We start from the raw sequence: 24,983 nt of genomic DNA on the forward strand, positions 1-24,983 counted from the left end.
TGCACGACCACCAAGCCGCGCCTTCGGGGGCGGCTTTTGCGTGTCTAGCCGCGCAACCGCGCGATCAATGCGGCATTGACGGCGGGGGTGACGAATTTCGACACATCGCCATCCAGCCGCGCGATTTCCTTGACCAGTTTGGACGCGATTGCCTGATGTTCAGCCTCGGCCATCAGAAACACCGTTTCGATCGAATCGTCCAGAATGCGGTTCATGCCGACCATCTGGTATTCATATTCGAAATCCGCGACCGCGCGCAGACCGCGGATGATGACATTGGCCCCAACGTCATGGGCACAGTTAATCAACAGGTTTTCGAACGGATGCACGACAATCTCGCAGCCGACGTCGCGACCTAGAGGCACACATTCCGCCTCGACCATGGCGACGCGTTCTTCCAGCGTGAATAGCGGGCCTTTGTCGCGGTTGATCGCCACGCCGATGACCAACCGGTCCACCAGTGTCGCGGCACGCCGCACGATATCAAGATGCCCCAGCGTGACCGGATCGAAGGTTCCGGGATAAAGACCTACGCGCATGACGCACCTCTTGAAATATTATTGCGCGCAAACAACAACATCGCGCGCAGGAATGCAACGGGGCTAGTGCCCCATAATCATCCCGGCCAGCGCGTCTTTTTCCATCGACAGCTCCGACAGCCGCGCTTTGACGACGTCGCCGATGGAAATCAGGCCGATCATCTTGCCGTTATCCATGACGGGCAGATGGCGGAACCGCCCTTCGGTCATCATTTCCAGCACCTGATCGGCGCTGTCGGCGGTGGTGCAGGTGGTCAGTTTGCTGGTCATCATCTCTGAGACGGGCGCCATCAGGCAGGACACGCCGCGCTTGCCCAATTCGCGCACGATGTCGCGCTCGGACAGGATACCGTCCAGCGTTTGCCCGTCGGAGGAGACAACAACCGTCCCGATCCGGTTCTGCGACAACAGAGCGACAGCCGCGGTCACCGTATCGGTCGGCTTGACCGAGACAACGCCCATATCGGCTTTGGATTTCAGGATTTGTCCGACGATCATGATGTATCTCCCCCCACGCGTTGGCGATGGTTCAGCCTGTCAAACCGCAGGCGTATCTGTCAAGCACGCGATACGTTCCAGCCGCGCGACCTCGGCCGTCAGCCCCGCGCTGATCGCGGCGGCGACACGCGTCAGCCGGTCCGATTGCCGCGCCGATTTGTGCCGCACCAGATAGAATGTCCGCGTCAGGGCCACTTTGTCGGTCAGCACGCGGCGCAGTTCAGGCGCAAAAGGGAGTGCGAAATCATGCACGATTCCGACACCCGCCGCGCGGATCATCTGCAACTGCACGGCGACCGAGTTGGAGGCAAGCTGCACGCCCCTTGCCCCCAAGGCCCCCAGATAATCCAGTTCCTTGTCGAAAATCATGTCGGGGATATAGCCCACGACAGGCCGCCCGCGCAGATCCTCCAGCGTGGCGACGGCGGGCGCATCGGCGCGCATGGCCAGGTGCAGCTGGTAATCAGTGATCTTCTGCACGATCAGTTGCCCCGCTGCGGGCGGGCTGACGGTGATCGCCATATCGGCCTCTCGCCGCGACAGGTTGACGACGCGGGGCAAGGCCAGCACCTGCATTTCCAGATCGGGGTTGTCGCGTTGCAAGGCGGCACAGACCTGCGGCAGCAGGAAATTCGCCACACCGTCAGGCGCACCGATACGGATTTGCCCTGTCAGCGCCGTGGCACCCCCGCGCGATTCCTCGACCGCCAGCGCGAATTGCGTTTCCGCATCGGCGGCGCGGTCGCGCAACCTCTCTCCCAGATCTGTCAAGGCATAACCCTGCGGCGATTTCACGAACAAAGCCGCCCCAAGGCTGCGTTCCAGCCGCGCGATCCGGCGGCCAAGGGTGGCAGGGTCCATCTTGGTCAAGGGCGCTGCGGCAGACAGGCTTTCGGTGCGCGCCACGGCCAGAAACACGCGCATGTCGTCCCAGTTGTCCATCTGCGTCCTGCGTTTATGCAAAATGATTTTGGCATATTGCCGCTTTTACCTGCAAAAACGCAAGCCTATAGTCCCCCCAACCCAATGGAGGATGCTATGCAGGAACTGACCCATTACATCGGCGGCGCACATGTCAAAGGCACGTCCGGCCGTTTTGCGGATGTGTACAACCCCGCCACCGGCGAGGTGCAGGCGCGTGTGCCGCTGGCCAATGCCGCCGAACTGGACAAGGCCGTCGAAATCGCCGCCAAGGCGCAGCCCGCTTGGGCCGCCGTGAACCCGCAGCGCCGCGCGCGGGTGATGATGGCGTTTGTCGGCCTTTTGAACCGCGACATGGACAAGCTGGCCGAGGCTTTGTCCCGCGAACATGGCAAAACCATCCCCGACGCCAAAGGCGATGTGGTCCGCGGGCTGGAGGTCGTCGAATATTGCATCGGCGCGCCGCAATTGCTGAAAGGTGAATTCACTGACAGCGCCGGCCCCGGCATCGACATGTATTCGATGAAACAGCCGCTGGGTGTCACCGCCGGCATCACGCCCTTCAACTTTCCCGCCATGATCCCGATGTGGATGTTCGCCCCCGCCATCGCCTGCGGCAATGCCTTCATCCTCAAGCCCTCCGAACGTGACCCCTCCGTGCCCCTGATGCTGGCCGAACTCATGGAAGAAGCGGGCTTGCCCAAAGGCATCCTGCAGGTCGTCAACGGGGACAAGGAAGCGGTGGATGCGATCCTCGACCATGACGTGATCCAGTCGATCGGCTTTGTAGGATCGACGCCGATTGCGGAATACATCTATGGCCGCGGCTGTGCCAACGGCAAGCGTGTGCAATGTTTCGGCGGTGCCAAGAACCACATGATCATCATGCCCGATGCGGACATGGACCAAGCCGCCGATGCGCTGATCGGCGCGGGCTATGGTGCCGCTGGCGAACGCTGCATGGCGATTTCGGTCGCGGTGCCGGTGGGCGAGGAAACCGCCGACCGCCTGATCGAAAAGCTGGTGCCGCGCATCGAAAAACTGAAAGTCGGCCCCTATACATCTGGCAATGACGTCGATTACGGCCCTGTCGTGACCGCCGCCGCCAAGGCAAATATCCTCAAACTGATTGAAAGCGGTGTAGCCCAAGGCGCCAATCTGGTCGTCGACGGCCGCGATTTCAAATTGCAGGGCTACGAGGACGGTTTCTTTGTCGGCCCGCATCTGTTCGACCGCGTGACCAAAGATATGGACATCTACACAAAGGAAATCTTTGGTCCTGTCCTGTCGGTTGTGCGCGCCAAGACCTATGAAGAAGCGCTGGGTCTGGCGATGGACCACGAATACGGCAACGGCACCGCGATCTTTACCCGCGACGGCGACGCCGCACGCGATTTCGCCAACCGGATCAATATCGGCATGGTTGGGATCAACGTGCCGATCCCCGTGCCTTTGGCCTATCACACCTTCGGCGGCTGGAAGAAATCCATGTTCGGCGACCTCAACCAGCACGGGCCGGATGCGTTCAAGTTCTATACACGCACCAAGACGATCACCTCGCGCTGGCCCTCGGGCATCAAGGACGGCAGCGCGTTCTCTATCCCGCTGATGGAGTAACACGAACGGCAAGGGCGCAAGCCGCCCTTGCCAAACCGCCCGCAGGCGCGCAATAATTAAACAGATGTTCATTTCTTGCTGGGGGGAGGCATCATGGACTTTGCGCTGACCGAAGAACAATCCGCGATTTTCGACATGGCGCTGGCCTTCGGGCAAGAGCATATAGCGCCTTTCGCGCGGGCTTGGGAAAGCGACGGCACCATCCCCAAAGACCTCTGGCCGAAACTGGCAGAGCTTGGTTTCGGCGGGCTTTACGTCTCCGAGGATAGCGGCGGCGCGGGCCTTTCGCGCCTAGACGCAACCTTGGTGTTCGAGGCTTTGTCATATTCCTGCGCGTCCGTGGCGGCATTTTTGTCAATCCACAACATGTGCGCGCGGATGATCGACAGCTATGGCTCGGATGATCTGAAGGCGCGTATCCTGCCGCGTGCTTTGTCGATGGACCTGATCCTGTCCTATTGCCTGACCGAACCCGGATCCGGTTCCGACGCCGCAGCACTGAAAACCCGCGCCAGCCGCAGCAATGAAAATTACCTGCTGACCGGCACCAAAGCCTTCATTTCCGGCGGTGGCTATTCTGACGCCTACATCGTCATGGCCCGCACCGGCGACGCAGGTCCCAAGGGGATCAGCGCGATCCTGATCGAGGCGGGCGCCCCCGGTCTGTCGTTCGGCGGGCTCGAGGACAAGATGGGCTGGCGGTCGCAACCCACCCGTCAGGTGCAGCTGGACGATTGCGCCACACCGCTGGCGAACCTTCTGGGCACCGAAGGCCAGGGGTTCAGCTATGCGATGGCGGGGCTGGATGGCGGGCGGCTCAACATCGCCGCCTGTTCCATCGGGGCGGCGCAATGCGCGCTGGAACAGACGCTGGCCTATATGAAAGACCGCAAGGCTTTCGGCCAATCGCTCGACCAGTTCCAAGGCCTGCAATTCCGGCTGGCGGATGCCGAAATCGCGCTGCAAGCGGCGCGGACCTTTCTGCGGCAGGCGGCATGGAAACTTGACACCGGAGCGCCAGACGCGACCAAATTCTGCGCAATGGCGAAAAAGCTTTGCACCGAAACCGGCAGCATGGTGGCCGATCAATGCCTGCAACTGCACGGCGGCTACGGCTATCTGGCGGATTACGGGATCGAAAAGATCGTGCGCGACCTACGGGTGCATCAGATCCTCGAAGGCACGAACGAGATCATGCGCCTGATCACCGCGCGTCAGATGATCCGATGAGCGATATCATCATCCGCAAGGACGGCCGCGCGGGGCTCATCACGCTCAACCGCCCCAAGGCGCTGAACGCGCTGACATGGGACATGTGTCTGGCGATCGAGGCGGCGCTCGACGACTGGCGCAGCGACCATCAGGTTGACCTGATCCTGATCGACGGCGCGGGCGAGCGTGCCTTTTGTTCGGGCGGCGACATTGCGGATATGTACGCCAGCGCGCAGCGCCGCGATTTCAGCTATGGGCAGCGGTTCTGGCGCGACGAATACCGTCTGAACCGGAAAATCCACCATTACCCCAAACCCATCGTCACCTTCCTGCACGGCTTCACCATGGGCGGCGGCGTCGGTATCGGCTGCCATGCCAGCCACCGGATCGTGTGTGAGGAAAGCCGCATCGCCATGCCGGAATGCAGCATCGGGCTGGTGCCGGATGTAGGCGGCTCGCTGATCCTCGCGCGTGCGCCGGGATATCTGGGGACCTATCTTGGCCTGACCGGTGACCGGATGGATGCAGGCGACGCGATCCACGCAGGTTTTGCCGACCATTTCATCCCCGCAGCCTATTGGGAGGCGCTGAAATCGGTCCTGATCACAACCGGCACTGTCGCCGCGATCAAGGCAGGCCCGCCACCGCCCAGCCGCCTGAAAGACTGGCAAAGCGCCATCGACGCCGCCTTCTGCGCGCCCGATGTGCCCGAAATCCGCGCACGGCTGGTGGCGCAGGATGGCCCGCTCACCGCGCATGCCCTGCCGCTTCTGGACTACAACGCCCCGCTTGCCATGGCAGTTGCGGCACGGATCATCGCGGCGGTCAGGCACGACCCGCGGATCGAAACAGCGCTGGATCATGAATTCCGCTACACATTCCGCTGCGCCGAACAGGGCGATTTCATCGAAGGCATCCGCGCCGCGATCATCGACCGCGACCGCGCCCCCCGCTGGCGGCCTCATACCATCGACGACATCACGGCAATGACCGCCCCCTTGGGCAAGGACGCACTGATCTGGGAGGATGAGACATGAAGATCGGCTTTATCGGGCTTGGCAATATGGGCGCGCCGATGGCCGCCAACCTTGCGCGCGACCATGATGTGACAGGCTTCGATCCGGTGGCGCGCCCTGACGGCCTGACACTCGCCAAAAGCGCGCAAGAGGCGGTGCAGACCGCCGATGTGGTCATCACCATGCTGCCCGATGGCGCGATCCTGCGCGCGGTCGCGGCTGACATCCATCCGGCGATGAAACCGGGGGCTATTCACCTCGATTGTTCGACCGTCGATGTGGACAGCGCGCGGCAGGTGGCCGCAGCGGCAGCGGCCCACGGGCTGCAGGCCATCGACGCGCCTGTGTCAGGCGGCATCGGCGGTGCGACAAACGGCACGCTGACCTTCATGGCGGGCGGGCCTCTGCCCGCCTTCGAGGCCGTCCAACCGCTTTTCGCCATCATGGGGCAAAAGGCCGTGCATTGCGGGGCTGCGGGCAACGGGCAGGCGGCCAAAATCTGCAACAACATGATCCTCGGCGTCACGATGATCGCCACTTGCGAAGCGTTTGCCCTGGCCGACAAGCTGGGCCTTGACCGGCAGGCGATGTTCGATGTCGTCAGCACCTCGTCGGGCGCGTCATGGTCGATGACCAGCTACTGCCCTGCCCCCGGTATCGGCCCAGTCAGCCCCGCCGACAACGGCTACACACCTGGCTTCGCCGCCGAACTGATGCTCAAGGACCTGCGCCTCAGCCAGCAAGCGGCAGAAGCCGCCCGTACCGACACGCCACTGGGCCAAGCCGCAACGGCACTCTACGCGCAATTCGTGGAAACCGAAGACGGGCGCGGCCGCGATTTCTCGGCCATGCTGCCACGTTTCGAGAAACGCCAGCGCCCCTGACTTCTTTTTTCCAAAAATACTCCCGCCGGAGGCCAGCGCCATCCCCAAGGATGGCGCTGTCACTACTCCGCCGCGACCTTGCGCGGCACCAGCATCGGCTTGAGATACCGCCCCGTATGACTTTCCGCCACCTCGGCCACCTCTTCTGGCGTGCCGACAGCGACGATCCGGCCACCGCCATCGCCGCCCTCGGGGCCAATGTCGATGATATGATCGGCGGTTTTCACCACATCCAGGTTGTGTTCGATCACGATCACAGAATTGCCCTGATCGACCAGTTCATGCAGCACTTCCAAGAGCTTGCGCACATCCTCGAAATGCAGGCCCGTCGTCGGTTCATCCAGAATATAAAGCGTGCGCCCCGTCGACCGTTTGGCCAGCTCCTTGGACAGTTTCACGCGCTGCGCCTCGCCACCTGACAGCGTCGTCGCCTGCTGGCCGACCTTGATATAGCCCAGCCCCACGCGCATCAGCGCATCCATCTTTTCGCGGATGGATGGCACGGCGGTGAAAAACTCCTGCGCATCTTCCACAGTCATATCAAGCACATCGGCGATGCTCTTGCCCTTGAACTTCACCTCCAGCGTTTCGCGGTTATAGCGCGCGCCCTTACAGGTCTCGCAGGTCACATAGACATCGGGCAGGAAATGCATCTCGATCTTGATGACGCCGTCGCCCTGACAGGCCTCGCAACGGCCGCCCTTGACGTTGAACGAAAACCGCCCTGGCTTATAGCCGCGCGCCTTGGCCTCGGGCAGGCCCGCGAACCAGTCGCGGATCGGGGTGAAGGCACCGGTATAGGTCGCAGGGTTCGACCGTGGCGTGCGCCCGATGGGGCGTTGGTCAATGTCGATCACCTTGTCCAGATGTTCGAACCCCTTGATCGTCTCGCAGGGTGCAGGCGTCTGGCGCGCGCCGTTGAGTTTCTGCGACGCGTTCTTGAACAGGGTTTCAATCGTCAGCGTGGATTTGCCACCGCCCGACACGCCCGTCACGCAGACGAACATGCCCAGAGGGAAATCCGCTGTCACGTCCTGCAGGTTGTTGCCCGTCGCCTTGACCACGGTCAGCTTCTTGCCTTTCCCCTTGCGGCGGGTCTTGGGCACGGCGATCTCGCGCTTGCCGGTCAGGTACATGCCGGTGATCGAGTTCTCATTGGCCATGATCTCGGCCGGTGTCCCTTTGGCAACCACCTGCCCGCCATGCACACCCGCACCGGGGCCGATGTCAAAGACGTAATCCGCCTCGCGGATCGCTTCTTCGTCATGTTCGACGACGATCACGGTATTGCCCTGATCGCGCAGGTTTTTCAGCGTGGTCAGCAAGCGGTCATTGTCGCGCTGGTGCAACCCGATACTGGGCTCGTCCAGCACGTAAAGCACGCCTTGCAACCCCGATCCGATCTGGCTGGCCAGCCGGATGCGCTGGCTTTCCCCACCCGACAGGGTGCCGGAATTGCGCGCAAGCGTCAGATATTCCAGCCCCACATTGTTCAGGAACCCCAGCCGTTCGCGGATTTCCTTGAGGATCGCGACGGCGATTTCATTCTTTTGCTTGCTCAGGCTGTCGGGGACGGTCAGGCACCAGTCATAGGCTTCCTTGATCGACATCTGCACGACCTGCCCGACATGCTGGCCACCGATTTTCACGGCCAGCGCCTCTTGCCGCAAGCGATAGCCGCCGCAGGTGCCGCAGGGGCGGTTGTTCTGATAGGCCTCGAATTCCTCGCGGATCCAGTTGCTGTCAGTTTCGCGATAGCGGCGTTCCATATTGGGGATCACGCCTTCGAAGGGGCGTTCCACCTGATAGACCCGCCCGCCTTCGTCATAGCGGAACTTGATTTCGTCGCTGCCGGAGCCGCGCAGGAACACCTCTTGCACCTTCGGGTCGAGGTCTTTCCAGCGGGCGTTCTTGTTGAACCCGTAATGTTTGGCGATGGCTTCGATGGTTTGCAGGAAATAGGGCGACTTGCCCTTGCGCCACGGGGCCAAGGCACCGTCCGCGATTTTCAGTGTCACATCGGGGACAACCAGTTGTTCGTCAAAGAACAGCTCTACCCCCAGCCCGTCGCAATCGGGGCAAGCGCCAAAAGGCGCATTGAACGAAAACAGGCGCGGTTCGATTTCAGGGATCGTGAACCCAGACACCGGACAGGCGAATTTTTCCGAGAATGTGATGCGTTCGGGTTCACCCTCCCCCTCGCCCGGCGCGGTTTCCAGCACGGTGATCCCGTCGGCAAGGTCGAGTGCCGTGCGGAAACTGTCGGCCAGCCGCGTTTCCAGCCCTGCACGCACGACAATCCGGTCGACGACCACGTCGATATCGTGGCGAAATTTCTTGTCGAGCGTGGGTGGCTCGTCCAACTCATAGAACTGCCCGTCCACCTTCACCCGCTGAAAGCCCTGCTTACGCAGGTCCAGAAATTCCTTGCGGTATTCGCCTTTGCGGTCGCGGATGATCGGGGCCAACAGATAGCCGCGCGTGCCTTCGGGCATCGCCATCACGCGGTCGACCATATCCTGCACCTGCTGCGCCTCGATCGGCAGGCCGGTGGCGGGGCTGTAGGGCGTGCCGGCGCGAGCAAACAGCAGGCGCAGGTAATCGTAAATCTCGGTGATCGTGCCGACGGTGGAGCGCGGGTTCTTGCTGGTGGTCTTCTGTTCGATGGAAATGGCAGGGCTCAACCCGCTGATGTGATCGACATCGGGCTTTTCCATCATATCGAGGAACTGGCGGGCATAGGCCGACAGCGATTCCACATAGCGGCGCTGCCCTTCGGCATAGATCGTGTCAAAGGCGAGCGACGATTTCCCCGACCCCGACAGGCCGGTGATGACCACAAGCTGATCGCGCGGAATATCCACGTCGATGTTCTTGAGGTTATGTTCGCGCGCGCCGCGCACTTCGATATGTTTCAGCTCAGCCATACGGACCCCCAGGGCAACGGTCTTTACATAGCGACGGTTACCGACACTGCCAGTGCGTATCTAGAACATTAACAGAACATTGGCAAAATAAATGCGCAGCCGCAGCGCGCCGGTTTGCGGCGCACGCAGAAGGATCATCGCTATACACGGATGTAGGCAGGTAATAGTTTCGCTATCACATTAAGTTTTAAACCGTTTACAAACAATAACTTAAGTCACACTTGTAAGAGCATCAAAGGCACATTGCCACACTCTTGAACAAGGACGCGACGATGAAAACCACCCTGATTTCCGCCACCGCCATTGCCCTGCTGGGCGCCCCCGTTTTTGCCGACGGCCACGGCCAGCCTGTGACCGGCTACGCGCTTGGCGCGGACGGTACCAGCCTTGTCACGCTGCCCGGCCTGATGGAAACCGGCGAAACCGTTACCTTGTCGGGCATTCTGGCCGCCATCGCCTATCGCCCTGTGACGGGTGAACTGATCGGGATCGCGCCGAATGCCGCTGTCTACACGATCGACACCGAAACAGGTGAACTGACGGCAACCGACAACCTGATCGGTGAAAACGTCGGGATTTCCGAAGGTGCGATGGTCGGTTTCGACTTCAACAACAATATCGACGCGATCCGCATCGTGGCGACAGACGGGTCCAACCACGTCTATTTCCCCGCAGGTTTCGGTGACAATGACGAGCGAGCCAATTCCGTGCGCCGCTTTACCGACCTGTTCTATGCCGATGGTGATGCCAACGCCGGTGCAACGCCTGCTGTCTTTGCCAGCGCCTATACCAACGCCATCAACGGCGCGACAGCGTCCGAGACCCTGCAATATGTGCTGGATGCCGAGACCGATTCCCTGCTGACCCTTGCCAATAACGAAGGCACGCTGACCACCGTCGCAGCCCTGACACTGGACGGCGCACCTGTGGACATCAGCGCAATGGGCGATCTCGAAATCGTATCCCCTGCCGAGGGCGAGAACATGGCCTATGCCGTGCTTATGATGGAAGGCGCCGATACTTCGGGCCTTTACGCCGTCGATCTGGAAACCGGCGCGCTGACCATGCAGGCCGATCTGGGAGCGATGGGCTTCAACGGCTTTGCCGCAATGCTGGCAGACTAAGTCCCCCCACCCGGTCTGTCTGTCCCCAGAACCGGGGGAAAATGGCCGCGCCGAGGCGCGGCCATTTTTTTCACATGTGGATCACACGGTCGTAGGCGTCCAGCACGCTTTCATGCATCATTTCCGACAGGGTCGGATGCGGGAAAACGGTGTTCATCAGGTCTTCTTCGGTGGTCTCCAACTGCCGCCCGATCACATAGCCCTGGATCAGCTCGGTCACTTCCGCGCCGACCATATGTGCGCCCAGCAGTTCGCCTGTCTTGGCGTCGAATACGGTCTTGATCAGCCCTTCGGGTTCGCCCAAGGCCACGGCCTTGCCGTTGCCGATGAACGGAAACTTGCCGACCTTGACGGTATAGCCGAGTTCCTTGGCCTTCGCTTCGGTATAACCAACCGATGCGACCTGCGGGTGGCAATAGGTGCAGCCTGCGATGCTTTCGGGTTTGACGGGATGGGCGTGCTTGCCTGCGATCAGTTCAGCGACCATGACACCTTCGTGGCTGGCCTTATGCGCCAGCCATGGCGCGCCCGCGATATCGCCGATGGCGTAAAGCCCTTCGACCCCGGTGCGGCAATATTCGTCTGTCACCACATGGGTGCGGTCGATCTTGACGCCCAAGGCTTCCAGCCCCAGCCCTTCGACATTGCCGACGATGCCGACGGCGCTGATGACGGTGTCAAAGTCACGCTTCTCGACTTTGCCGCCGCTTTCGATATGGGCGGTGACCTTGTCCTTGGCGCGGTCGAGCTGCTTGACCGTGGCCTTTTCCATGATCGTCATGCCCTGCTTGACGAACTGCTTTTTCGCAAATGCGCTGATTTCGGCATCCTCGACAGGCAGCACGCGGTCCATCACCTCCACCACGGTCGTCTCGGCACCCAGCGTGTTATAGAAGCTTGCAAACTCGATCCCGATGGCACCCGAACCGATCACCAGCAATTTCTTTGGCATATGTGGCGGGACCAGCGCGTGACGGTAGGACCAGACCCGTTCGCCATCCGCCTCGAGCCCGGGCAGGTTGCGGGCGCGCGCGCCTGTGGCCAGCACGATATTCTTGGCGGTTAATTCCTCGGTGCCGGCATCGGTCTTGACAGTGACCTTGCCCTTGGCGGGAATCGTCGCCTCGCCCATGATGACGGTGACCTTGTTTTTCTTCAGCAGATGCTTGACGCCGCCTTCCATCTGCTTGGCCACCCCGCGCGAGCGCTTGACCACAGCGTCCAGATCATAGCTGACCTTGTCCACGCTCAGGCCGAATTCCTTGGCGCGGTGCATCAGGTGGAACACTTCCGAGGACCGCAGCATCGCCTTGGTCGGGATGCAGCCCCAGTTCAGACAGATGCCGCCCAGATTTTCGCGTTCGATCACAACGACATTCATTCCCAGCTGTGACGCACGGATCGCAGCCACATAACCGCCGGGGCCTGCCCCGATGACGATCAGATCAAAGTTTTTCGCAGCCATCTGGCCCTCCCTGTTCAGAATTAGTTGAACGTTAAACTAATTTGACGGCGATCTCCAGTGACCTTGGGTCATATCAGCTATCGCGCGTATGCAAGGCAGGTCAGGCGGGCTTGTCCTGAAGGGATTTCAACGCGAAGCCATACCCGCCCGCGTCAAGAAACGCCTGTTCGGCAGGGCTGGTGCGCCGTCCGAGTGCATCGTTGCGGTAGGGAAAGCGCCCGAAATCGCGGATGATCCGGCGGTGCGCGCGGGCGTGGTCGCGGTTGTTATGGCCGGTATCGGGCATCCGCGCGTGGATCAGCCGCACGGCACGGTCCTGATCGGACAGCGTTTCGGAATGCATCAGCGGCAGATAGAAGAACTGCCGCGCGGGTTCGGCGATCTTCATGTCCCAGTTGCGGTCAATCGCCATCTTGGCGGCCGCAAGCCCCAGAAGGTCCGTCGAAAACGCCTTGGCAGAGCCGCGGAACATGTTGCGCGGGAACTGGTCCGTCAGGATGATATAGGCCAACGTGCCGGAGGCATGTGTCAGCCACAGCCCCAGCGACCCTTCGGTCGCGGCGACCCATGTATCCTCGAAACGGTCACGGATCAGGGCGTCGAACTCCGGTTCGGATTTGTACCAATCCGCCGGGGAACATTCATCCAGCCAAAAGGCCAGCACATCGTCTGCACGCACCACTGCCCCGATCCTCCCCGTGGGTTGTCCTTGGGTCAAAGGAACAGACAAAGCCTGACGTGACAAGAGCTTCATGTCAGCTTTGGCCGGATTTCGCACGGGTCTAATCGACGCGGGGCGCCGCTTCATCGGTGACGGCGTCCAGATAAACCTCTTGCGCGACGCCAACCGCGATCGCAGAGGACCCTGCCGAAACAGGCGCATAAGGCACCTGATCCAGATCCATCGCGCCGCGGTCGCGCTGCGTGGCGCGGACGATCCCGAAAACACCGACCCCCAGCATCAGAACAGCCGTGAACAGCCAGAACCCGTTGTCTCCGATCAGGTCCATCATCAGACCCACGATCAGCGGCCCCATGATCGCGCCCAGCCCGTTGATGAACAACAGCCCGCCAGAGGCGGCGGCCATATCCTCTTTTTCGAGATAGTCGTTGGTATAGGCGATCAACAGCGCATAAAGCGGGTTCGATGTGCCGCCGACGATGGCCCCGCTGAGAATGATCAACACAAAATAACCAGGGATCAGAAAGGCGATCAGCGACCCGATGCCGCCCAGCATGGCGATCCAGATGATCAGCACACGGCGGTCCATCCGGTCGGACAGCCAGCCGATGGGATATTGCAGCACCAACGCGGACACATAGATCGCCGAGATGAAGAAAGAGATTTCGCCCACGCTCAGCCCCACGCGGCTGCCGTAAACCGCCGACATGCCGAATTGCGCGGCAAAGACGCCCCCCAGCAGAAACATGCCCGCGCAGCCCAAAGGCGAAGTCTTGATCAGCGCGCGGATCTTCATCGGCTTGGTGGCCGAAAAGGCAGGCATCGGGCGCGCCGACAGCAAGACGGGTGCAAAGGCGAGCGAGACCAGCACCGAAGGGATGATGAAGATCACATAGCCCGACACATCCCCGATGCTGACGATATACTGCGCAAACACGATCCCCGCCATTTGCACGATCATGTAAAGCGACAGGGCCTTGCCACGGTTGGCATTGCTCGACGCATCGTTCAGCCAGCTTTCGGCCGTGATATAAACGCCGCAGAAACAGAACCCGATCACGATCCGTCCGATGGTCCATGCGATCGGATCCACCAAGGTAGGGTACAGGATCAGCACCGCCGAAATCATCGACCCCATCGCGGCAAAGACCCGCACATGCCCGACGCGCCGGATCAGTTCAGGGGTGAATCGCGACGAAAACAGGAAACCAAGGAAATAGGCCGACATCACGACCGACAAAGCCAGCGTGCTGAAGCCTTCCAGTTCGCCGCGCAGGCCAAGCAGCGTGCCTTGCAGCCCGTTGCCCACCATCAACAGGAACATCCCCAGAAAGAGAGCCCATGATCCTGTCAGTACCTGAAACATCCTGTCCCCCTTTCAGGGTTTGGTCCAAGCCCGTCGTCTGACCTGTTCATAACCGGATTGCAATGCAACCGGCCCGACAATCACGCGCGGTCAGGGATCAAAAGCGACGCATCACCGTATGAAAAGAACCTGTAGCGTTCCGCGATAGCATGGGCATAGATCGCCTTGACCCTGTCCATGCCCATCAGGGCCGATACCAGCATCATCAGCGTCGATTTTGGCAGGTGGAAATTGGTCATCAGCCCGTCCGCGATCTGGAACGCAAACCCCGGCGTGATGAAGATATCCGTGGGTCCGGTCCAAGGCTGCATCTGCCCGCCCGATGCGGCACTTTCGATCAGCCGCAGCGCGGTGGTGCCCACGGGGATCACGCGTTTGCCTGCGGCCTTGGTCGCGTTGATCTCGGCCGCGGCTTTCGCTGTCACCTCGCCCCATTCGGCATGCATCTTGTGGTCGCGCACATCGTCGACCTTGACCGGCAGAAAGGTGCCCGCGCCCACATGCAGCGTGACATAGGACATGGTCACACCGCGCGCGGCCAGCGCCTGCAAGAGCGGGCCGTCGAAATGCAGCGATGCGGTGGGCGCGGCCACAGCGCCTGCGTGCTTGGCCCAATAGGTCTGGTAATCATCCTTGTCGGCGGCATCCGCCGCGCGTTTGGCCTCGATATAAGGCGGCAGCGGCATGGCCCCCACGGCATTCAGCGCAGCATCGAAATCATCGCCCGCCAGATTGAACGCAAGCCGCGCCTGCCCGTCCGCGCGGCTGACCACGGTCGCAGACAGATCGGGGGAAAACACGATAACCTCGCCGTCGCGCACCTTTTTCAGCGGCTTGACCAATGCGGTCCAGTCGCCACCTGCCTGCGGTTCGAGCAAGGTCACCTCGACCTTCGCAGTCGTATCGCCTGCTTCGCCCGACCGCGCGCGGGTGCCGGTCAGGCGCGCGGGAATGACCTTGGTGTCGTTCAGCACCAGCCGGTCGCCCGGTTGCAATATCTCCACCAGATCGGTGACGATCCGGTCCGCAATATGATCGCCCTGCGCCAGCAACAGCCGCGCCGAGGATCGCGGACGCGCGGGGCGCGTGGCGATCAGGGCGTCGGGCAGGTCAAAATCGAAATCGCTCAGCTTCATTGTGTCAGCTCCGGTGGGGGTCGGCGGAAAATCTCGCGGAACATGCCGGGCGTCAGCGCGGACAGCGGGTTGACGCTGACACGCGGCGCATCCGACGTGCCCGCGATGGTGAAATTGAAGCCGATCAGCCCCTCGCCCTTGCGGGTCAGGAACGCGCCGATGCTGTTAACCAGATAGAACGGAGACACGACACCCTGCAAATCAAACCCCTTGCTGGCGAGCGTGTAAATCCCGTCGACCGAGATGCCAAGCCCCGGACCGACCGCACTGGCCTGCGTCACGATGACCTGATCGGGGGTCAGGCGGAACTGGGCATCGACTTCATCAAAGGCCAGCCCCTGCCCGTCGAGTTGCTGCAGCAAACCGACAACGCTGATCGCGTCGAGCAATCCCGCAATCGTCGGGGCATCACGGACCCGCAATGACCGTACTGCAAGCGTGCCATCAAACGTGCCTTCGCCCCCTGCGGGCAGCAAGGTCAAATCAAGCGTGCCACCAATCGCCGTGCGAAAGAACCCTGCCGCCTGCAAAACACTGCCCGCATCATCGCTACGAAGGCGCACGGCGGACCGCCCGTCGCGCGGTGCGACTGTTCCGGTCACCGCAGCCGCCCCGTTGATCGCGCCGCTGAACTGGCCGGTGAACCCTGCAACAGTCGTGAAATCACCGCGAAAGCTGTTCAGCGTTATGCCCCCCGTCACGACCAGACGGTCCAGTCTGATCTGCACAGGTCCGCCGCCAGCACCACCGCCGCCGCCGAACCGCGCGCGGCGCAAATCGATCATGCCGCCGCCAACCTCGACCCCAAGCGCCTGACCTGCCCCGCGCCCGCGCAGGGTAATCGGCGCATCCAGCCAGTCACCGATCCGGACGCGCGAAAACACCGCCTGCGTGAGACCACCCCCCGGCGCCAGATCTAGCCGCCCTTCGGCCTGCAGACCGCCGCCGCTGATCGTCAGGCGCGATATCTCGGGCACGGGGCCAAGCGTGCCTTCGACGCGCAGATCGCCGGTGGTGCCGGGGGCCTTGGCCCAGCCGATTGCAGGCACCGCGACACGCAGTCCTGCCAGATCCGAGGTCAGCACGAACCGCGGCGGCGCCCCCGCCTGTAGATCGACCTGCAACTGCCCGCGCCCCTGCCCGCTGATCATGCCGGGCGGAAGTGCGATATCAAATGCGCGCAGGGCCTCTTCGGAAAGCGTCACCTCGGCCAGCAGGCGGCTTGCGGTCTCGCCCGGTGCAAAGGCGCGCGTCCAGTTCGCGTCCGCCGCCACACCGTCAAGCTGCACAGGCCCGCTGATCGACAGCCCCGCGTCATCGACCGCGACCTGCATCGCCGCCGCCGTCAGGATACGGCCCGGCAAAAGCAGATCGCTGCGCACCTCTGCCAGATCGACGTCAACGTCAAAGCGGACTGCCTCGCGCGGGGCGCGCGGCTGCAGCGGCCATGTCACCGTGCCCGTCGCGCGCGCTGTGCCTTCGGCGATGGTGACGGGCAGATTGGCGCGGTCCATGAAGGTGAACGGCGGCTGGTTGATGACCGACAGCAAGTCCGGCAGGCTGCTTTGCGATTGCAGCATCAGTGTCGCGGGGCTGGGATCTTGGCGCAGATCCTCGATTGCAAAAGCCGTGCCATCCATCGCGACGGGACCCCCATGGGGGGCGGTCATCGTGCCTTCATCCACCGCGATCACAAAGCGGTGCTCGATCAAATGACCGGTCCCGCGCGCCTGCGCTACGGGTGGCAGATCCCGCATGACAAGGACGGACGCCTCGTCGAAACTGAAATGGCCCGCGACATCGGCGGGCAGGCCCGGCACAAGGCGCAGACCAAAATGCAGGTCGGTCAACTGTCCTGCCCGCACGTTGTTGGTGAACCAGTCCCGCGTGCCGGGCCGGAACCCGTTTGGCCAAAGCGCACGCAGCCGGGCGGGCGATATCTGGTCGATCACAGTATCGACACCCATCTGCCAGCCAGCATCGGTCGCCGCGATCCGGCCCTGCGCCATCATCCGCGAGGCGCCATCCATCACGACGGCCTGCCCGATATCGACGACAAAAGGATCAAGCCGCAGCCGCAGATCAACGCTTGCTGCGTCGATGAGGGGGGGCACGTCGAACAGGCCCGGCGGGTTCAGCGCTACATCGCTGAGCTGGAATTGCGCCAGCAAAGCGCGCGGCAGACCATCGGCAAAGTCCCGCAGATAGGCGTCACCGCGGGCGTGCAGGCTACCCCATTCGCTTTGCACCGCGATATCGCTGAACCGGATCAGATCGCGGATAGGGTCATAGCTGAGATCGGCACTGGCCGCCGAAAACGCCACCGGAGCCGCCGCAGGGGTCGGTTGTAGCACACCCGCCCCGATTTCGAGCCGCGCCTGCAACGGGCCGAGTGCGCCCGCCTCGTCCAGTTCGGTGCGTAACTCTGCCGACAGCGGTGCGGTCACATCGCGCAGCCAGTTCAGCGCGGGGGATTGGGCGGCGATGTCGCTCGCCTCGATATTGGTAATGCTGACGGCAAGTTCGGCCGCACGGCTGTCGCGCGGGCTGGCATAGGACAACAGCGCCGTCGTCACGTCGGCGCGGCCTGACAGAAGCGCAAGCTCGGCCTGCACCGTCACCTGCCTGCCGCGCATATCGAGCGCCACCTGTCCGCCATCCACCGTCCAGTTGCGCCGCGCGCGGGCGTCGTCGTAGTTGACGATCAGGCCGCTGACCTGCGCCGAGCGAAGCGCATCGAACACGGGGCGGTCAAGGAACAGGTCGATCTCGTCCAGCCATTCGGGCAGGGTCCGTGTGCGCCCTTCGGTGCCCGCCCCCAGCGCCAGCCGCAGGCTGCCGTCACGTGCACGGCGCAGGTTGATCTGCGCACCGATGATGCGCACATGCTGCACCAGCACATCGCGCTGAAAGATAACCCCGCGCGGGGACACATCCGCCTCGATCACGGGTATCCGCGTCACCAGCGCCCCGTTGCGGTCGATGAGCTGCGTGTCGATCAACCGGACCGTCGGGTGCAGGTCGCGCCCGATCCGCACCGAGATCGCGGCAAACCGCAGCCTGCCACCGTCCAGAACCTCGGTCCCGCGATCCTGCACCAGATCGGTGACCCAGCTGGGCGCGGTGATGTCGCGGTCGATGACCATGATCGCCGCCGCAAGGGCAAAGACAAGCGGCATCAGGCAAACAAGCAGCACGCCCCGCACCACCAGCCAACCACGGCGCAGACGCCGCTTTGGTCGGACAGGGGCTGCGCCCTCCGGCTGGTCTTGGGTTGGCTCTGGCAAGGATTCTCCGCCCTCGGGGTCACTGGTCCCTTTAACTTTGATACTATGGGACTAAAACAAGGCAATCAAAACCTCAGCGGAGATCAACAAGCCATGACCCACCCTGCGATCGGCGAAACCGCGCCTGCGATCAGCCTGCCCCGCGACGGCGGCGAAACCGTCAATCTGTCCGATTTTTCGGGCAAGAAAGTCGTTTTGTATTTCTACCCCAAGGACGACACCCCCGGCTGCACGACCGAAGCCATCGGTTTCACCGAGCACGCGGGTGATTTCGCCGCCGCAGGTGCCGTGGTGCTGGGCGTGTCCAAGGATTCCGTCAAGAAACACGACAAATTCGTCGCCAAGCACGATCTGAAAATCGCGCTGTTGTCGGATGAAAACGGCGATGTCTGCGAACGCTACGGCACTTGGGTGGAAAAGAGCATGTATGGCAAGACATACATGGGCATCGAACGCGCCACCTTCCTGATCGGGACGGATGGCAAGATCGCGCAGGTCTGGCCCAAGGTCAAAGTGCCGGGCCATGTCGACGAGGTGCTGGCGGCGGTGCGGGCGCTGTGACGCGCTTTGTTGGTGGCGCAGCAACGCCACCAACACGGCACAATAGACCCAGCTTGATGCCTTTCGGCGGAACTTTGCGCGTTCCGGCGCGTTTTAACCGATCCGCAAAAAAACCGGGCATTCGGTGTTGCGACATGGCGCTTGTCTGGCTAACACAGGCGAGCACTGTTTTTCTGGGTAAAGAACACGCAGTGCTGGTAGCCAAGCAAGGTGGATAACTGGTGCGTTCAAGACTGATGAAGCCGATCCATGCCACGCTCGAGCGTTGGTTCCCCGAACGGCGTCTTTTTCTGAGATCCGATACCGAAACACGGTTCATCCGCCTGACCTCTGAAACACAGCTGGTCGCCTGGGTCGGCAGCACCATCGTTGTGGGCTGGACCATCGTGGCCACTGCGATCCTGCTGATGGACAGCATCGGGGCGGGCAATTTCCGTGCACAGGCGCAGCGCGACCAGATGACCTATGAACAGCGGCTCAACATCCTGTCGTCGGACCGCGACACCAGCGCCGCCGAAGCCGCATCCGCGCATGCGCGGTTTGAAATGGCGCTGGAACAGATCTCGATCATGCAGTCCGAACTGCTGGCCACCGAGGAAAAGCGCCGCGAACTCGAAACCGGGCTGGAGGTGGTGCAGACCACCCTGCGCAACACGATGAAAGCCCGCGAAGAAGCCCGCCAACAGGTCGCCACCCTCACAGAAAACGGCGAGGACGGCACCCCGCTGTCGATGCCCGAAGAAGCGGTCGGCACCGTCAACCTGCTGGCCAGCGCCTTGGCCGAAACCGCCGCCGAACGCGACCAGATCGCCGAAGATGCGGGCATGGCCATCGAACAGGCCGCCGAGATGCAGCTTGAATTGCGCCTGCTACAGGAACGCAACGACCAGATTTTCCGCCAGCTGGAAGAGGCGATGCTGGTCTCTGTCGAACCGCTCGACAACGTGTTCCGCGCGGCGGGCATGGACCCAGAAACACTGATCGAACAGGTCCGGCGCGGCTATTCCGGCACCGGCGGCCCGCTTGCGCCGATCCGCTTTACCACCGCCACGGGCGAGCCTGACCCCGACAGTCTGCGCGCGAATGCAATTCTTGCGTCGATGGACCGGATCAATCTGTACCGTCTGGCTGCCAACAAACTGCCTTTGGCCATGCCGGTGCGGTCGAATTACCGCCTGACCTCGGGCTTTGGGCAACGCTGGGGGCGGCTGCATGCGGGCACCGATTTTGCAGGCCCTGTTGGCACACCGATCTATGCCACTGCCGATGGTGTCGTGGTGCAGGCTGGCTGGCAGTCAAGCTATGGCCGCCTGATCACCATCCGCCACGAGTTTGGCCTCGAGACCCGCTACGCCCATCTAAACACGATTGACGTGCGCGTGGGCCAAAGGGTATCGCGTGGCGACAGAATTGGTGCTATGGGGAATTCTGGTCGCTCGACCGGGCCCCACCTTCACTACGAGGTGCGCGTCAATGGCAACCCCGTCAATCCGATGACTTATATAAGAGCTGGACAGAATGTTTTCTAAATCCAAAATCAATGAGCCCGGGCCAAAGGTGGCCGACACTCCTGCACCCGCGACAGCGGATGCGAGCAAGACCGGCAGCCCGGTTCCTGATTTCAAGACATCCCCGCCCAAGGCCAAGCCACCGGCGTCTGTCCTGTCCTCGGATCTTCACATCACCGGCAACCTGAAAACGACCGGCGATATCCAGATCGAAGGTCAGGTCGATGGCGACATCCGCGCCCATCTGCTGACCGTCGGCGAAGGCGCCACCGTCAAAGGCGAAGTCATCGCCGATGACGTCGTGGTAAACGGCCGCGTGATCGGCCGTGTGCGCGGCCTCAAGGTGCGCCTGACCTCGACCGCGCGCGTCGAAGGCGACATCATCCACAAAACCATCGCTATCGAATCCGGCGCGCATTTCGAAGGCTCCGTGCAGCGTCAGGACGACCCGCTGTCTGCAGGCGGCAAGAAGATGCCCATCCTGCCCGCGCCCGACGCAGACACACCGGCCTAAGCACACGTCTGCTGGCTTTTTACACAAGCGCCCCGTTTCGGGGCGCTTTTTGTTTCTAAATGCTCTGCTTGATCAACACGCAGCGGGCGTTCTCCAAAATGCCCGACTATCGCCTCAATTGTCACCAAAATCGTGGATGATGTTCGCTCTAGCGAATTAAAACGCTCATTTTAGCGGAGAATCCGATGACAGTGATACAACCTTCCAAGGCCGGCGCTGCGTTTGGCGCAGCAGCGGCACTTGTTGCTTTTGGGGCAACCATGTCGCCCGCCCAGACAGGTCCGGTTTGCGGAACCACCTATAGAGTCGTCAGCGGCGATTCACTTTCCGTCATCGCTGCGCAGGTATACGGGTCTGCTGCGGCGTTCCAGTTCATCTACAGCGCCAATGCCGAAAAGATCGGTAGCAATCCCGGTCTGATCACAGCGGGGCTGGAACTGGACATTCCCTGTCTGGATGAAACCGGCACATCGGTCGCGGATGCCTCCGCGATCCGCAACGTCCAGACCACCGAACAATTACCAGCCCCCACCCCCGTCGCGATCCGCGTTGTGACGGCAACCGATTGGGCACCCTACTTTGACCAGCAGCAGGAACAGGGCGGCATGTTGACCGAACTGACCAATATCGCGCTGGCCGCTGCCGATGGCAGCCCCGATTACAAAATCGACTTCATCAATGACTGGGGCTCGCATCTGCAGCCATTGTTGACCGATCACGCCTATGACTTTGCGACAGCCTGGTATGAACCGAATTGTGACTTGTTCGATATTCTGGGTGAAGATGCGCAGTTCCGCTGCAGCAATTTCGTCTGGGCTGACCCGATGTTTGAAATCCTGTTGGGGTATTTCAGCCGTGCGGGCGAACCATTGCCGACGACGCATGCAGAGTTGGCAGGCAAAAGCATCTGCCGCCCCGCAGGTTACGAGACTTTCGTCCTTGAAGAGGACGGGCTGGTTGAACCGGTGATTTCATTCGGGCAGGAAATGCTGGTGACCGGCTGTATGGAAGGTCTGATGAATGGCACCTATGATGTCGTCGTCATCGCAGTTGACGTGGGTCAGGGCGCGATTCTCGAGCTCGATTCGCGTGATCGGATCATGCTGAACGAGCCCCTGACCAAAGTGATGAACATTTCCCCGATCATTGCCAAATCGCATCCCCAGCGCGACGAAATGTTGGCGATGATGAATAGCGGAATTGCGACAATCAAAGACAACGGCCAGTGGTTCAGCGTGATCAGCCGCCATCTGTCCGAACATCGCGCACAAACGCAGTAACACAGTCACAAAGGCGCCCTACGGGGCGCCTTTATGCTTCACTCCGGCTGCAGGTCGACAAAGATGCCATGTGGCCTGCCCCGACAGGGCAGCGGCGATGTGTGAACGCGGTTATTCGCGCTGCCGATCACTCGCCCTCTCTCTCCCATTTTCCGTTCGGTTTGGATGGATCCGTATAGGAACTGCGCTTGCCGCCAGGCCAGTCGATCCACGTGTACAAACCATCGTCATCCCGTTTCAAAGACTTGCGCCGCACCTTGTCGCGATGTCGGCTAAAGACGATTGCGGCGGCGATCACTGCAATCCCCATCAGCGGATAATGCAATTTCATTGCAAATAGCTGTTCCATGTCCAGCAGGCTCCAATCCGACAACAGGCGAACGTAGTGCTATCGAAACATCTGGCTGAACACCTTTGTCAACAGCGTTCGAAAGACCAGAGGTCGTCACACAATCCGGTATTCGGTTGGCGACTACCCCAACGCCCGCCGATACAAGTGCCATGTCGCGTGTCCCAGCACGGGCAGCACCACGATCAGCCCCAGAAACCACGGCAGCAGCGCCACCAGCGTCAGGGCGGCGATCAGGCCGGCCCAGCAGAGCATCACGACCATATTCTGCCGCACGACGGCAAGGCTTGTCAGCATCGCGGTGACGAAATCAACCTCGCGGTCCAGCACCAAAGGCAGGCTGACCACCGTCAGCGCAAAAAGCAGGAACGCCAGCACCGCGCCCACTGCCAGCTCGACCGCGATCATGGTCAGGCCGGTGGGGGTCAGGAACACCTCCCAGCTGTCTGACACGTTGGTCATCGTGCTGAGGCCCATGAACAGCGCAAAGATCATATGCGCGAGAAACGTCCAGAACAGGAAATAGATCACGATGATCGCGCCCAGCCACGGCAATTGCCGCGTGCGTTCCTGCCAGACGATGCCCAGCACCGCGCGCCATGTCAGGGGCTGGCCCATCTCGATGCGGCGGCTGACCTCGTACAGCCCTGCGGCGGCGAAAGGGGCGATCAGCGGAAAGCCCAAGGATGTGGCCAGTGTCCATGTCACATGCCCTGCCCCGAGCCAGAGCATCCCGAACCCGCCCAGCACATAAACCGCGCTGAAGAACAGGCCGAATTGCGGGGTTTTGCGAAAATCGGCAAGACCGGCACGCAGCGCCGCACGCAAATCCGCCAAGGCCAGGTCACGGACCTGCGGCGGGGCGGCGGCGATGATCGTCTCTGTCTGGGTCATGCGCAAAGCTTGCGCCCAAGGGCGGCTTTTGGCAAGCCCGCCTTATCAATCCGCGTTGGCCGCGTCGCGCCCTTTGCCGGACATATCCAGCGCCAGCGTCGCCCCCATGAACCCGTCGAGGTCCCCATCGAGCACGCCTTTGGTGTCGGAGGTTTCATAGCCCGTGCGCAGGTCCTTCACCATCTGGTAGGGCTGCAGCACATAAGACCGGATCTGGTTGCCCCAGCCTGCGTCGCCTGCGTTCTCATGCGCCTCGTTGACCAGCGCGGACCGCTTGTCGAGCTCCATCTGGTAAAGCCGCGATTTCAGCGCCTTCATCGCGATGTCGCGGTTCTGGTGCTGCGATTTCTCCGATGACGTGACCACGATGCCGGTGGGAAAGTGGGTAATCCGCACGGCGGAATCGGTCGTGTTGACGTGCTGGCCTCCGGCGCCGGACGACCGGTAGGTATCAAGGCGGATATCGCTGGGGTTCACCTCGATCTCGATATTGTCGTCGACAACGGGGTAGACCTTGACCGATGTGAAGGACGTGTGGCGTTTCGCGGCGCTGTCGAAGGGCGAGATGCGGACCAGCCGGTGCACGCCGCTTTCGGATTTCAACCAGCCATAGGCGTTGTGCCCCATGATCTTGTAGGTGACGGATTTGATCCCCGCCTCGTCGCCCGATTGCATGGATTGCAATTCAACCTTGTAGCCCTTTTTCTCGGCCCAGCGGACATACATGCGCGACAGCATATTGGCCCAGTCGCAGCTTTCAGTGCCGCCAGCACCAGCGTTGACTTCAAGGAAGGTGTCATTGGCATCTGCCTCGCCATCCAGCAGCGCCTCGAGTTCCTTTTGCGCTGCCGTTTCGCGCAGCGCTTTCAGCGCCGCTTCGGCCTCGGTGATGATGTCGGCATCGCCTTCCATCTCGCCCATCTCAATCAGCTCGATATTGTCGGCCAGTTCCTGCTTGATCCCGTCATGCATCGTCAGCGCATCGACCAGCACCTGCCGTTCGCGCATCAGCTTTTGCGCGGCTTCGGGGTCGTCCCACAGCGTCGGGTCTTCGACACGGGCGTCGAATTCTTCCAGGCGGTAGCGCGCGGTTTCGTAATCCATCCGCTGCGCGAGCAGGTTCAACGATTTCTGGATCGCATCGACATTGTTCTGCGTTTCAGCGCGCATGGGACACCCGTTCAGATTGGTTTTGTGGGGTCT

At 61.7% G+C, this 24,983-nt stretch carries 21 protein-coding genes; 9 read left to right on the top strand and 12 right to left on the bottom strand.

The window, feature by feature from the left end:
* Window positions 1-44 precede the first annotated feature (44 nt).
* The 3 genes from coaD to VCK47_RS03135 form a co-directional block, all read right to left on the bottom strand.
* Window positions 45-539: a pantetheine-phosphate adenylyltransferase gene (coaD, locus tag VCK47_RS03125; RefSeq protein WP_322889264.1), complete on the bottom strand. Its 495-nt coding sequence runs from the start codon at window positions 537-539 to the stop codon at window positions 45-47.
* Between the two features lie 63 nt (window positions 540-602).
* Entirely contained in the window at window positions 603-1,037 is a 435-nt protein-coding gene (locus VCK47_RS03130) for a CBS domain-containing protein (RefSeq protein WP_322889265.1), read from the bottom strand.
* A gap of 39 nt (window positions 1,038-1,076) precedes the next feature.
* Window positions 1,077-1,979 carry a LysR family transcriptional regulator gene (locus VCK47_RS03135; RefSeq protein ID WP_322889266.1) on the bottom strand — a complete coding sequence of 301 codons (903 nt, stop codon included), beginning with the start codon at window positions 1,977-1,979 and terminating at the stop codon, window positions 1,077-1,079.
* 96 nt (window positions 1,980-2,075) lie between these two features.
* Here VCK47_RS03135 and VCK47_RS03140 point away from each other — a divergent pair, with 96 nt between their 5' ends.
* From VCK47_RS03140 to mmsB, 4 genes are all read left to right on the top strand, one after another.
* Window positions 2,076-3,575: a CoA-acylating methylmalonate-semialdehyde dehydrogenase gene (locus VCK47_RS03140; RefSeq protein WP_322889267.1), complete on the top strand. Its 1,500-nt coding sequence runs from the start codon at window positions 2,076-2,078 to the stop codon at window positions 3,573-3,575.
* 93 nt (window positions 3,576-3,668) lie between these two features.
* Window positions 3,669-4,805 carry an acyl-CoA dehydrogenase family protein gene (locus tag VCK47_RS03145; RefSeq protein ID WP_322889268.1) on the top strand — a complete coding sequence of 379 codons (1,137 nt, stop codon included), beginning with the start codon at window positions 3,669-3,671 and terminating at the stop codon, window positions 4,803-4,805.
* Window positions 4,802-5,824, top strand: a complete 1,023-nt coding sequence (locus VCK47_RS03150) for an enoyl-CoA hydratase/isomerase family protein (protein ID WP_322889269.1) — start codon at window positions 4,802-4,804, stop codon at window positions 5,822-5,824. The genes VCK47_RS03145 and VCK47_RS03150 overlap by 4 nt, the downstream gene beginning before the upstream one ends.
* Window positions 5,821-6,687, top strand: coding sequence for a 3-hydroxyisobutyrate dehydrogenase (mmsB, locus tag VCK47_RS03155; protein ID WP_322889270.1), 867 nt, complete (start codon window positions 5,821-5,823; stop codon window positions 6,685-6,687). Before VCK47_RS03150 ends, mmsB begins: the two co-directional genes overlap by 4 nt.
* Before the next feature lie 62 nt (window positions 6,688-6,749).
* On the opposite strand, the gene uvrA is transcribed toward mmsB, so the two are convergent.
* Window positions 6,750-9,614: an excinuclease ABC subunit UvrA gene (gene uvrA / locus VCK47_RS03160; protein ID WP_322889271.1), complete on the bottom strand. Its 2,865-nt coding sequence runs from the start codon at window positions 9,612-9,614 to the stop codon at window positions 6,750-6,752.
* Between the two features lie 272 nt (window positions 9,615-9,886).
* On the opposite strand from uvrA, the gene VCK47_RS03165 reads away from it, so the two are divergent.
* Window positions 9,887-10,738 (top strand): DUF4394 domain-containing protein, encoded by an 852-nt coding sequence (locus VCK47_RS03165; protein ID WP_322889272.1) that lies wholly within the window; start codon window positions 9,887-9,889, stop codon window positions 10,736-10,738.
* A gap of 70 nt (window positions 10,739-10,808) precedes the next feature.
* Here VCK47_RS03165 and lpdA read toward each other — a convergent pair whose 3' ends face one another.
* From lpdA to VCK47_RS03190, 5 genes are all read right to left on the bottom strand, one after another.
* Window positions 10,809-12,203 carry a dihydrolipoyl dehydrogenase gene (gene lpdA / locus VCK47_RS03170; protein ID WP_322889273.1) on the bottom strand — a complete coding sequence of 465 codons (1,395 nt, stop codon included), beginning with the start codon at window positions 12,201-12,203 and terminating at the stop codon, window positions 10,809-10,811.
* Between the two features lie 100 nt (window positions 12,204-12,303).
* Window positions 12,304-12,885 (bottom strand): DUF924 family protein, encoded by a 582-nt coding sequence (locus VCK47_RS03175; RefSeq protein WP_322889274.1) that lies wholly within the window; start codon window positions 12,883-12,885, stop codon window positions 12,304-12,306.
* Window positions 12,886-12,985: 100 nt separating this feature from the next.
* Window positions 12,986-14,251, bottom strand: a complete 1,266-nt coding sequence (locus VCK47_RS03180) for an MFS transporter (RefSeq protein ID WP_322889275.1) — start codon at window positions 14,249-14,251, stop codon at window positions 12,986-12,988.
* An 80-nt stretch (window positions 14,252-14,331) separates the two neighbouring features.
* Window positions 14,332-15,387, bottom strand: coding sequence for a tRNA preQ1(34) S-adenosylmethionine ribosyltransferase-isomerase QueA (gene queA / locus VCK47_RS03185; RefSeq protein ID WP_322889276.1), 1,056 nt, complete (start codon window positions 15,385-15,387; stop codon window positions 14,332-14,334).
* Complete coding sequence (locus VCK47_RS03190; RefSeq protein ID WP_322889277.1) at window positions 15,384-18,674, bottom strand: AsmA-like C-terminal region-containing protein; 3,291 nt, start codon at window positions 18,672-18,674, stop codon at window positions 15,384-15,386. Before VCK47_RS03190 ends, queA begins: the two co-directional genes overlap by 4 nt.
* 93 nt (window positions 18,675-18,767) lie before the next feature.
* On the opposite strand from VCK47_RS03190, the gene bcp reads away from it, so the two are divergent.
* The 4 genes from bcp (at window position 18,768) to VCK47_RS03210 (ending at window position 22,537) form a co-directional block, all read left to right on the top strand.
* A complete protein-coding gene (bcp, locus tag VCK47_RS03195) occupies window positions 18,768-19,235 on the top strand; it encodes a thioredoxin-dependent thiol peroxidase (protein WP_322889278.1) in 468 nt (155 codons plus the stop codon).
* 236 nt (window positions 19,236-19,471) lie between these two features.
* Entirely contained in the window at window positions 19,472-20,764 is a 1,293-nt protein-coding gene (locus tag VCK47_RS03200; RefSeq protein WP_322890013.1) for a M23 family metallopeptidase, read from the top strand.
* Complete coding sequence (locus tag VCK47_RS03205) at window positions 20,754-21,257, top strand: polymer-forming cytoskeletal protein (protein WP_322889279.1); 504 nt, start codon at window positions 20,754-20,756, stop codon at window positions 21,255-21,257. The genes VCK47_RS03200 and VCK47_RS03205 overlap by 11 nt, the downstream gene beginning before the upstream one ends.
* A 185-nt stretch (window positions 21,258-21,442) precedes the next feature.
* The gene (locus VCK47_RS03210) at window positions 21,443-22,537 is read left to right on the top strand and encodes a peptidoglycan-binding protein (protein WP_322889280.1); all 1,095 of its coding nucleotides are present in this window, start codon (window positions 21,443-21,445) and stop codon (window positions 22,535-22,537) included.
* A 127-nt stretch (window positions 22,538-22,664) separates the two neighbouring features.
* On the opposite strand, the gene VCK47_RS03215 is transcribed toward VCK47_RS03210, so the two are convergent.
* From VCK47_RS03215 to prfB, 3 genes are all read right to left on the bottom strand, one after another.
* A complete protein-coding gene (locus tag VCK47_RS03215) occupies window positions 22,665-22,886 on the bottom strand; it encodes a hypothetical protein (protein WP_322889281.1) in 222 nt (73 codons plus the stop codon).
* Window positions 22,887-23,009: 123 nt separating this feature from the next.
* Entirely contained in the window at window positions 23,010-23,780 is a 771-nt protein-coding gene (locus VCK47_RS03220) for a DUF2189 domain-containing protein (RefSeq protein ID WP_322889282.1), read from the bottom strand.
* A gap of 45 nt (window positions 23,781-23,825) precedes the next feature.
* Window positions 23,826-24,950 (bottom strand): peptide chain release factor 2, encoded by a 1,125-nt coding sequence (gene prfB, locus VCK47_RS03225; protein WP_322889283.1) that lies wholly within the window; start codon window positions 24,948-24,950, stop codon window positions 23,826-23,828.
* Between the last annotated feature and the right edge of the window lie 33 nt (window positions 24,951-24,983).

Origin of the sequence: Yoonia sp. 72, from assembly GCF_034652275.1 — a bacterium.
Classification (GTDB): domain Bacteria; phylum Pseudomonadota; class Alphaproteobacteria; order Rhodobacterales; family Rhodobacteraceae; genus Yoonia.

What these genes read in the sequence shown, in the direction of transcription:
- coaD (WP_322889264.1), bottom strand. Translation starts at nt 539, where the DNA reads ATGCGCGTAGGTCTTTATCCCGGAACCTTCGATCCGGTCACGCTGGGG.
- VCK47_RS03130 (WP_322889265.1), bottom strand. Translation starts at nt 1,037, where the DNA reads ATGATCGTCGGACAAATCCTGAAATCCAAAGCCGATATGGGCGTTGTC.
- VCK47_RS03135 (WP_322889266.1), bottom strand. Translation starts at nt 1,979, where the DNA reads ATGGACAACTGGGACGACATGCGCGTGTTTCTGGCCGTGGCGCGCACC.
- VCK47_RS03140 (WP_322889267.1), top strand. Translation starts at nt 2,076, where the DNA reads ATGCAGGAACTGACCCATTACATCGGCGGCGCACATGTCAAAGGCACG.
- VCK47_RS03145 (WP_322889268.1), top strand. Translation starts at nt 3,669, where the DNA reads ATGGACTTTGCGCTGACCGAAGAACAATCCGCGATTTTCGACATGGCG.
- VCK47_RS03150 (WP_322889269.1), top strand. Translation starts at nt 4,802, where the DNA reads ATGAGCGATATCATCATCCGCAAGGACGGCCGCGCGGGGCTCATCACG.
- mmsB (WP_322889270.1), top strand. Translation starts at nt 5,821, where the DNA reads ATGAAGATCGGCTTTATCGGGCTTGGCAATATGGGCGCGCCGATGGCC.
- uvrA (WP_322889271.1), bottom strand. Translation starts at nt 9,614, where the DNA reads ATGGCTGAGCTGAAACATATCGAAGTGCGCGGCGCGCGCGAACATAAC.
- VCK47_RS03165 (WP_322889272.1), top strand. Translation starts at nt 9,887, where the DNA reads ATGAAAACCACCCTGATTTCCGCCACCGCCATTGCCCTGCTGGGCGCC.
- lpdA (WP_322889273.1), bottom strand. Translation starts at nt 12,203, where the DNA reads ATGGCTGCGAAAAACTTTGATCTGATCGTCATCGGGGCAGGCCCCGGC.
- VCK47_RS03180 (WP_322889275.1), bottom strand. Translation starts at nt 14,251, where the DNA reads ATGTTTCAGGTACTGACAGGATCATGGGCTCTCTTTCTGGGGATGTTC.
- queA (WP_322889276.1), bottom strand. Translation starts at nt 15,387, where the DNA reads ATGAAGCTGAGCGATTTCGATTTTGACCTGCCCGACGCCCTGATCGCC.
- bcp (WP_322889278.1), top strand. Translation starts at nt 18,768, where the DNA reads ATGACCCACCCTGCGATCGGCGAAACCGCGCCTGCGATCAGCCTGCCC.
- VCK47_RS03200 (WP_322890013.1), top strand. Translation starts at nt 19,472, where the DNA reads ATGAAGCCGATCCATGCCACGCTCGAGCGTTGGTTCCCCGAACGGCGT.
- VCK47_RS03205 (WP_322889279.1), top strand. Translation starts at nt 20,754, where the DNA reads ATGTTTTCTAAATCCAAAATCAATGAGCCCGGGCCAAAGGTGGCCGAC.
- VCK47_RS03210 (WP_322889280.1), top strand. Translation starts at nt 21,443, where the DNA reads ATGACAGTGATACAACCTTCCAAGGCCGGCGCTGCGTTTGGCGCAGCA.
- VCK47_RS03215 (WP_322889281.1), bottom strand. Translation starts at nt 22,886, where the DNA reads ATGGAACAGCTATTTGCAATGAAATTGCATTATCCGCTGATGGGGATT.
- VCK47_RS03220 (WP_322889282.1), bottom strand. Translation starts at nt 23,780, where the DNA reads ATGACCCAGACAGAGACGATCATCGCCGCCGCCCCGCCGCAGGTCCGT.
- prfB (WP_322889283.1), bottom strand. Translation starts at nt 24,950, where the DNA reads ATGCGCGCTGAAACGCAGAACAATGTCGATGCGATCCAGAAATCGTTG.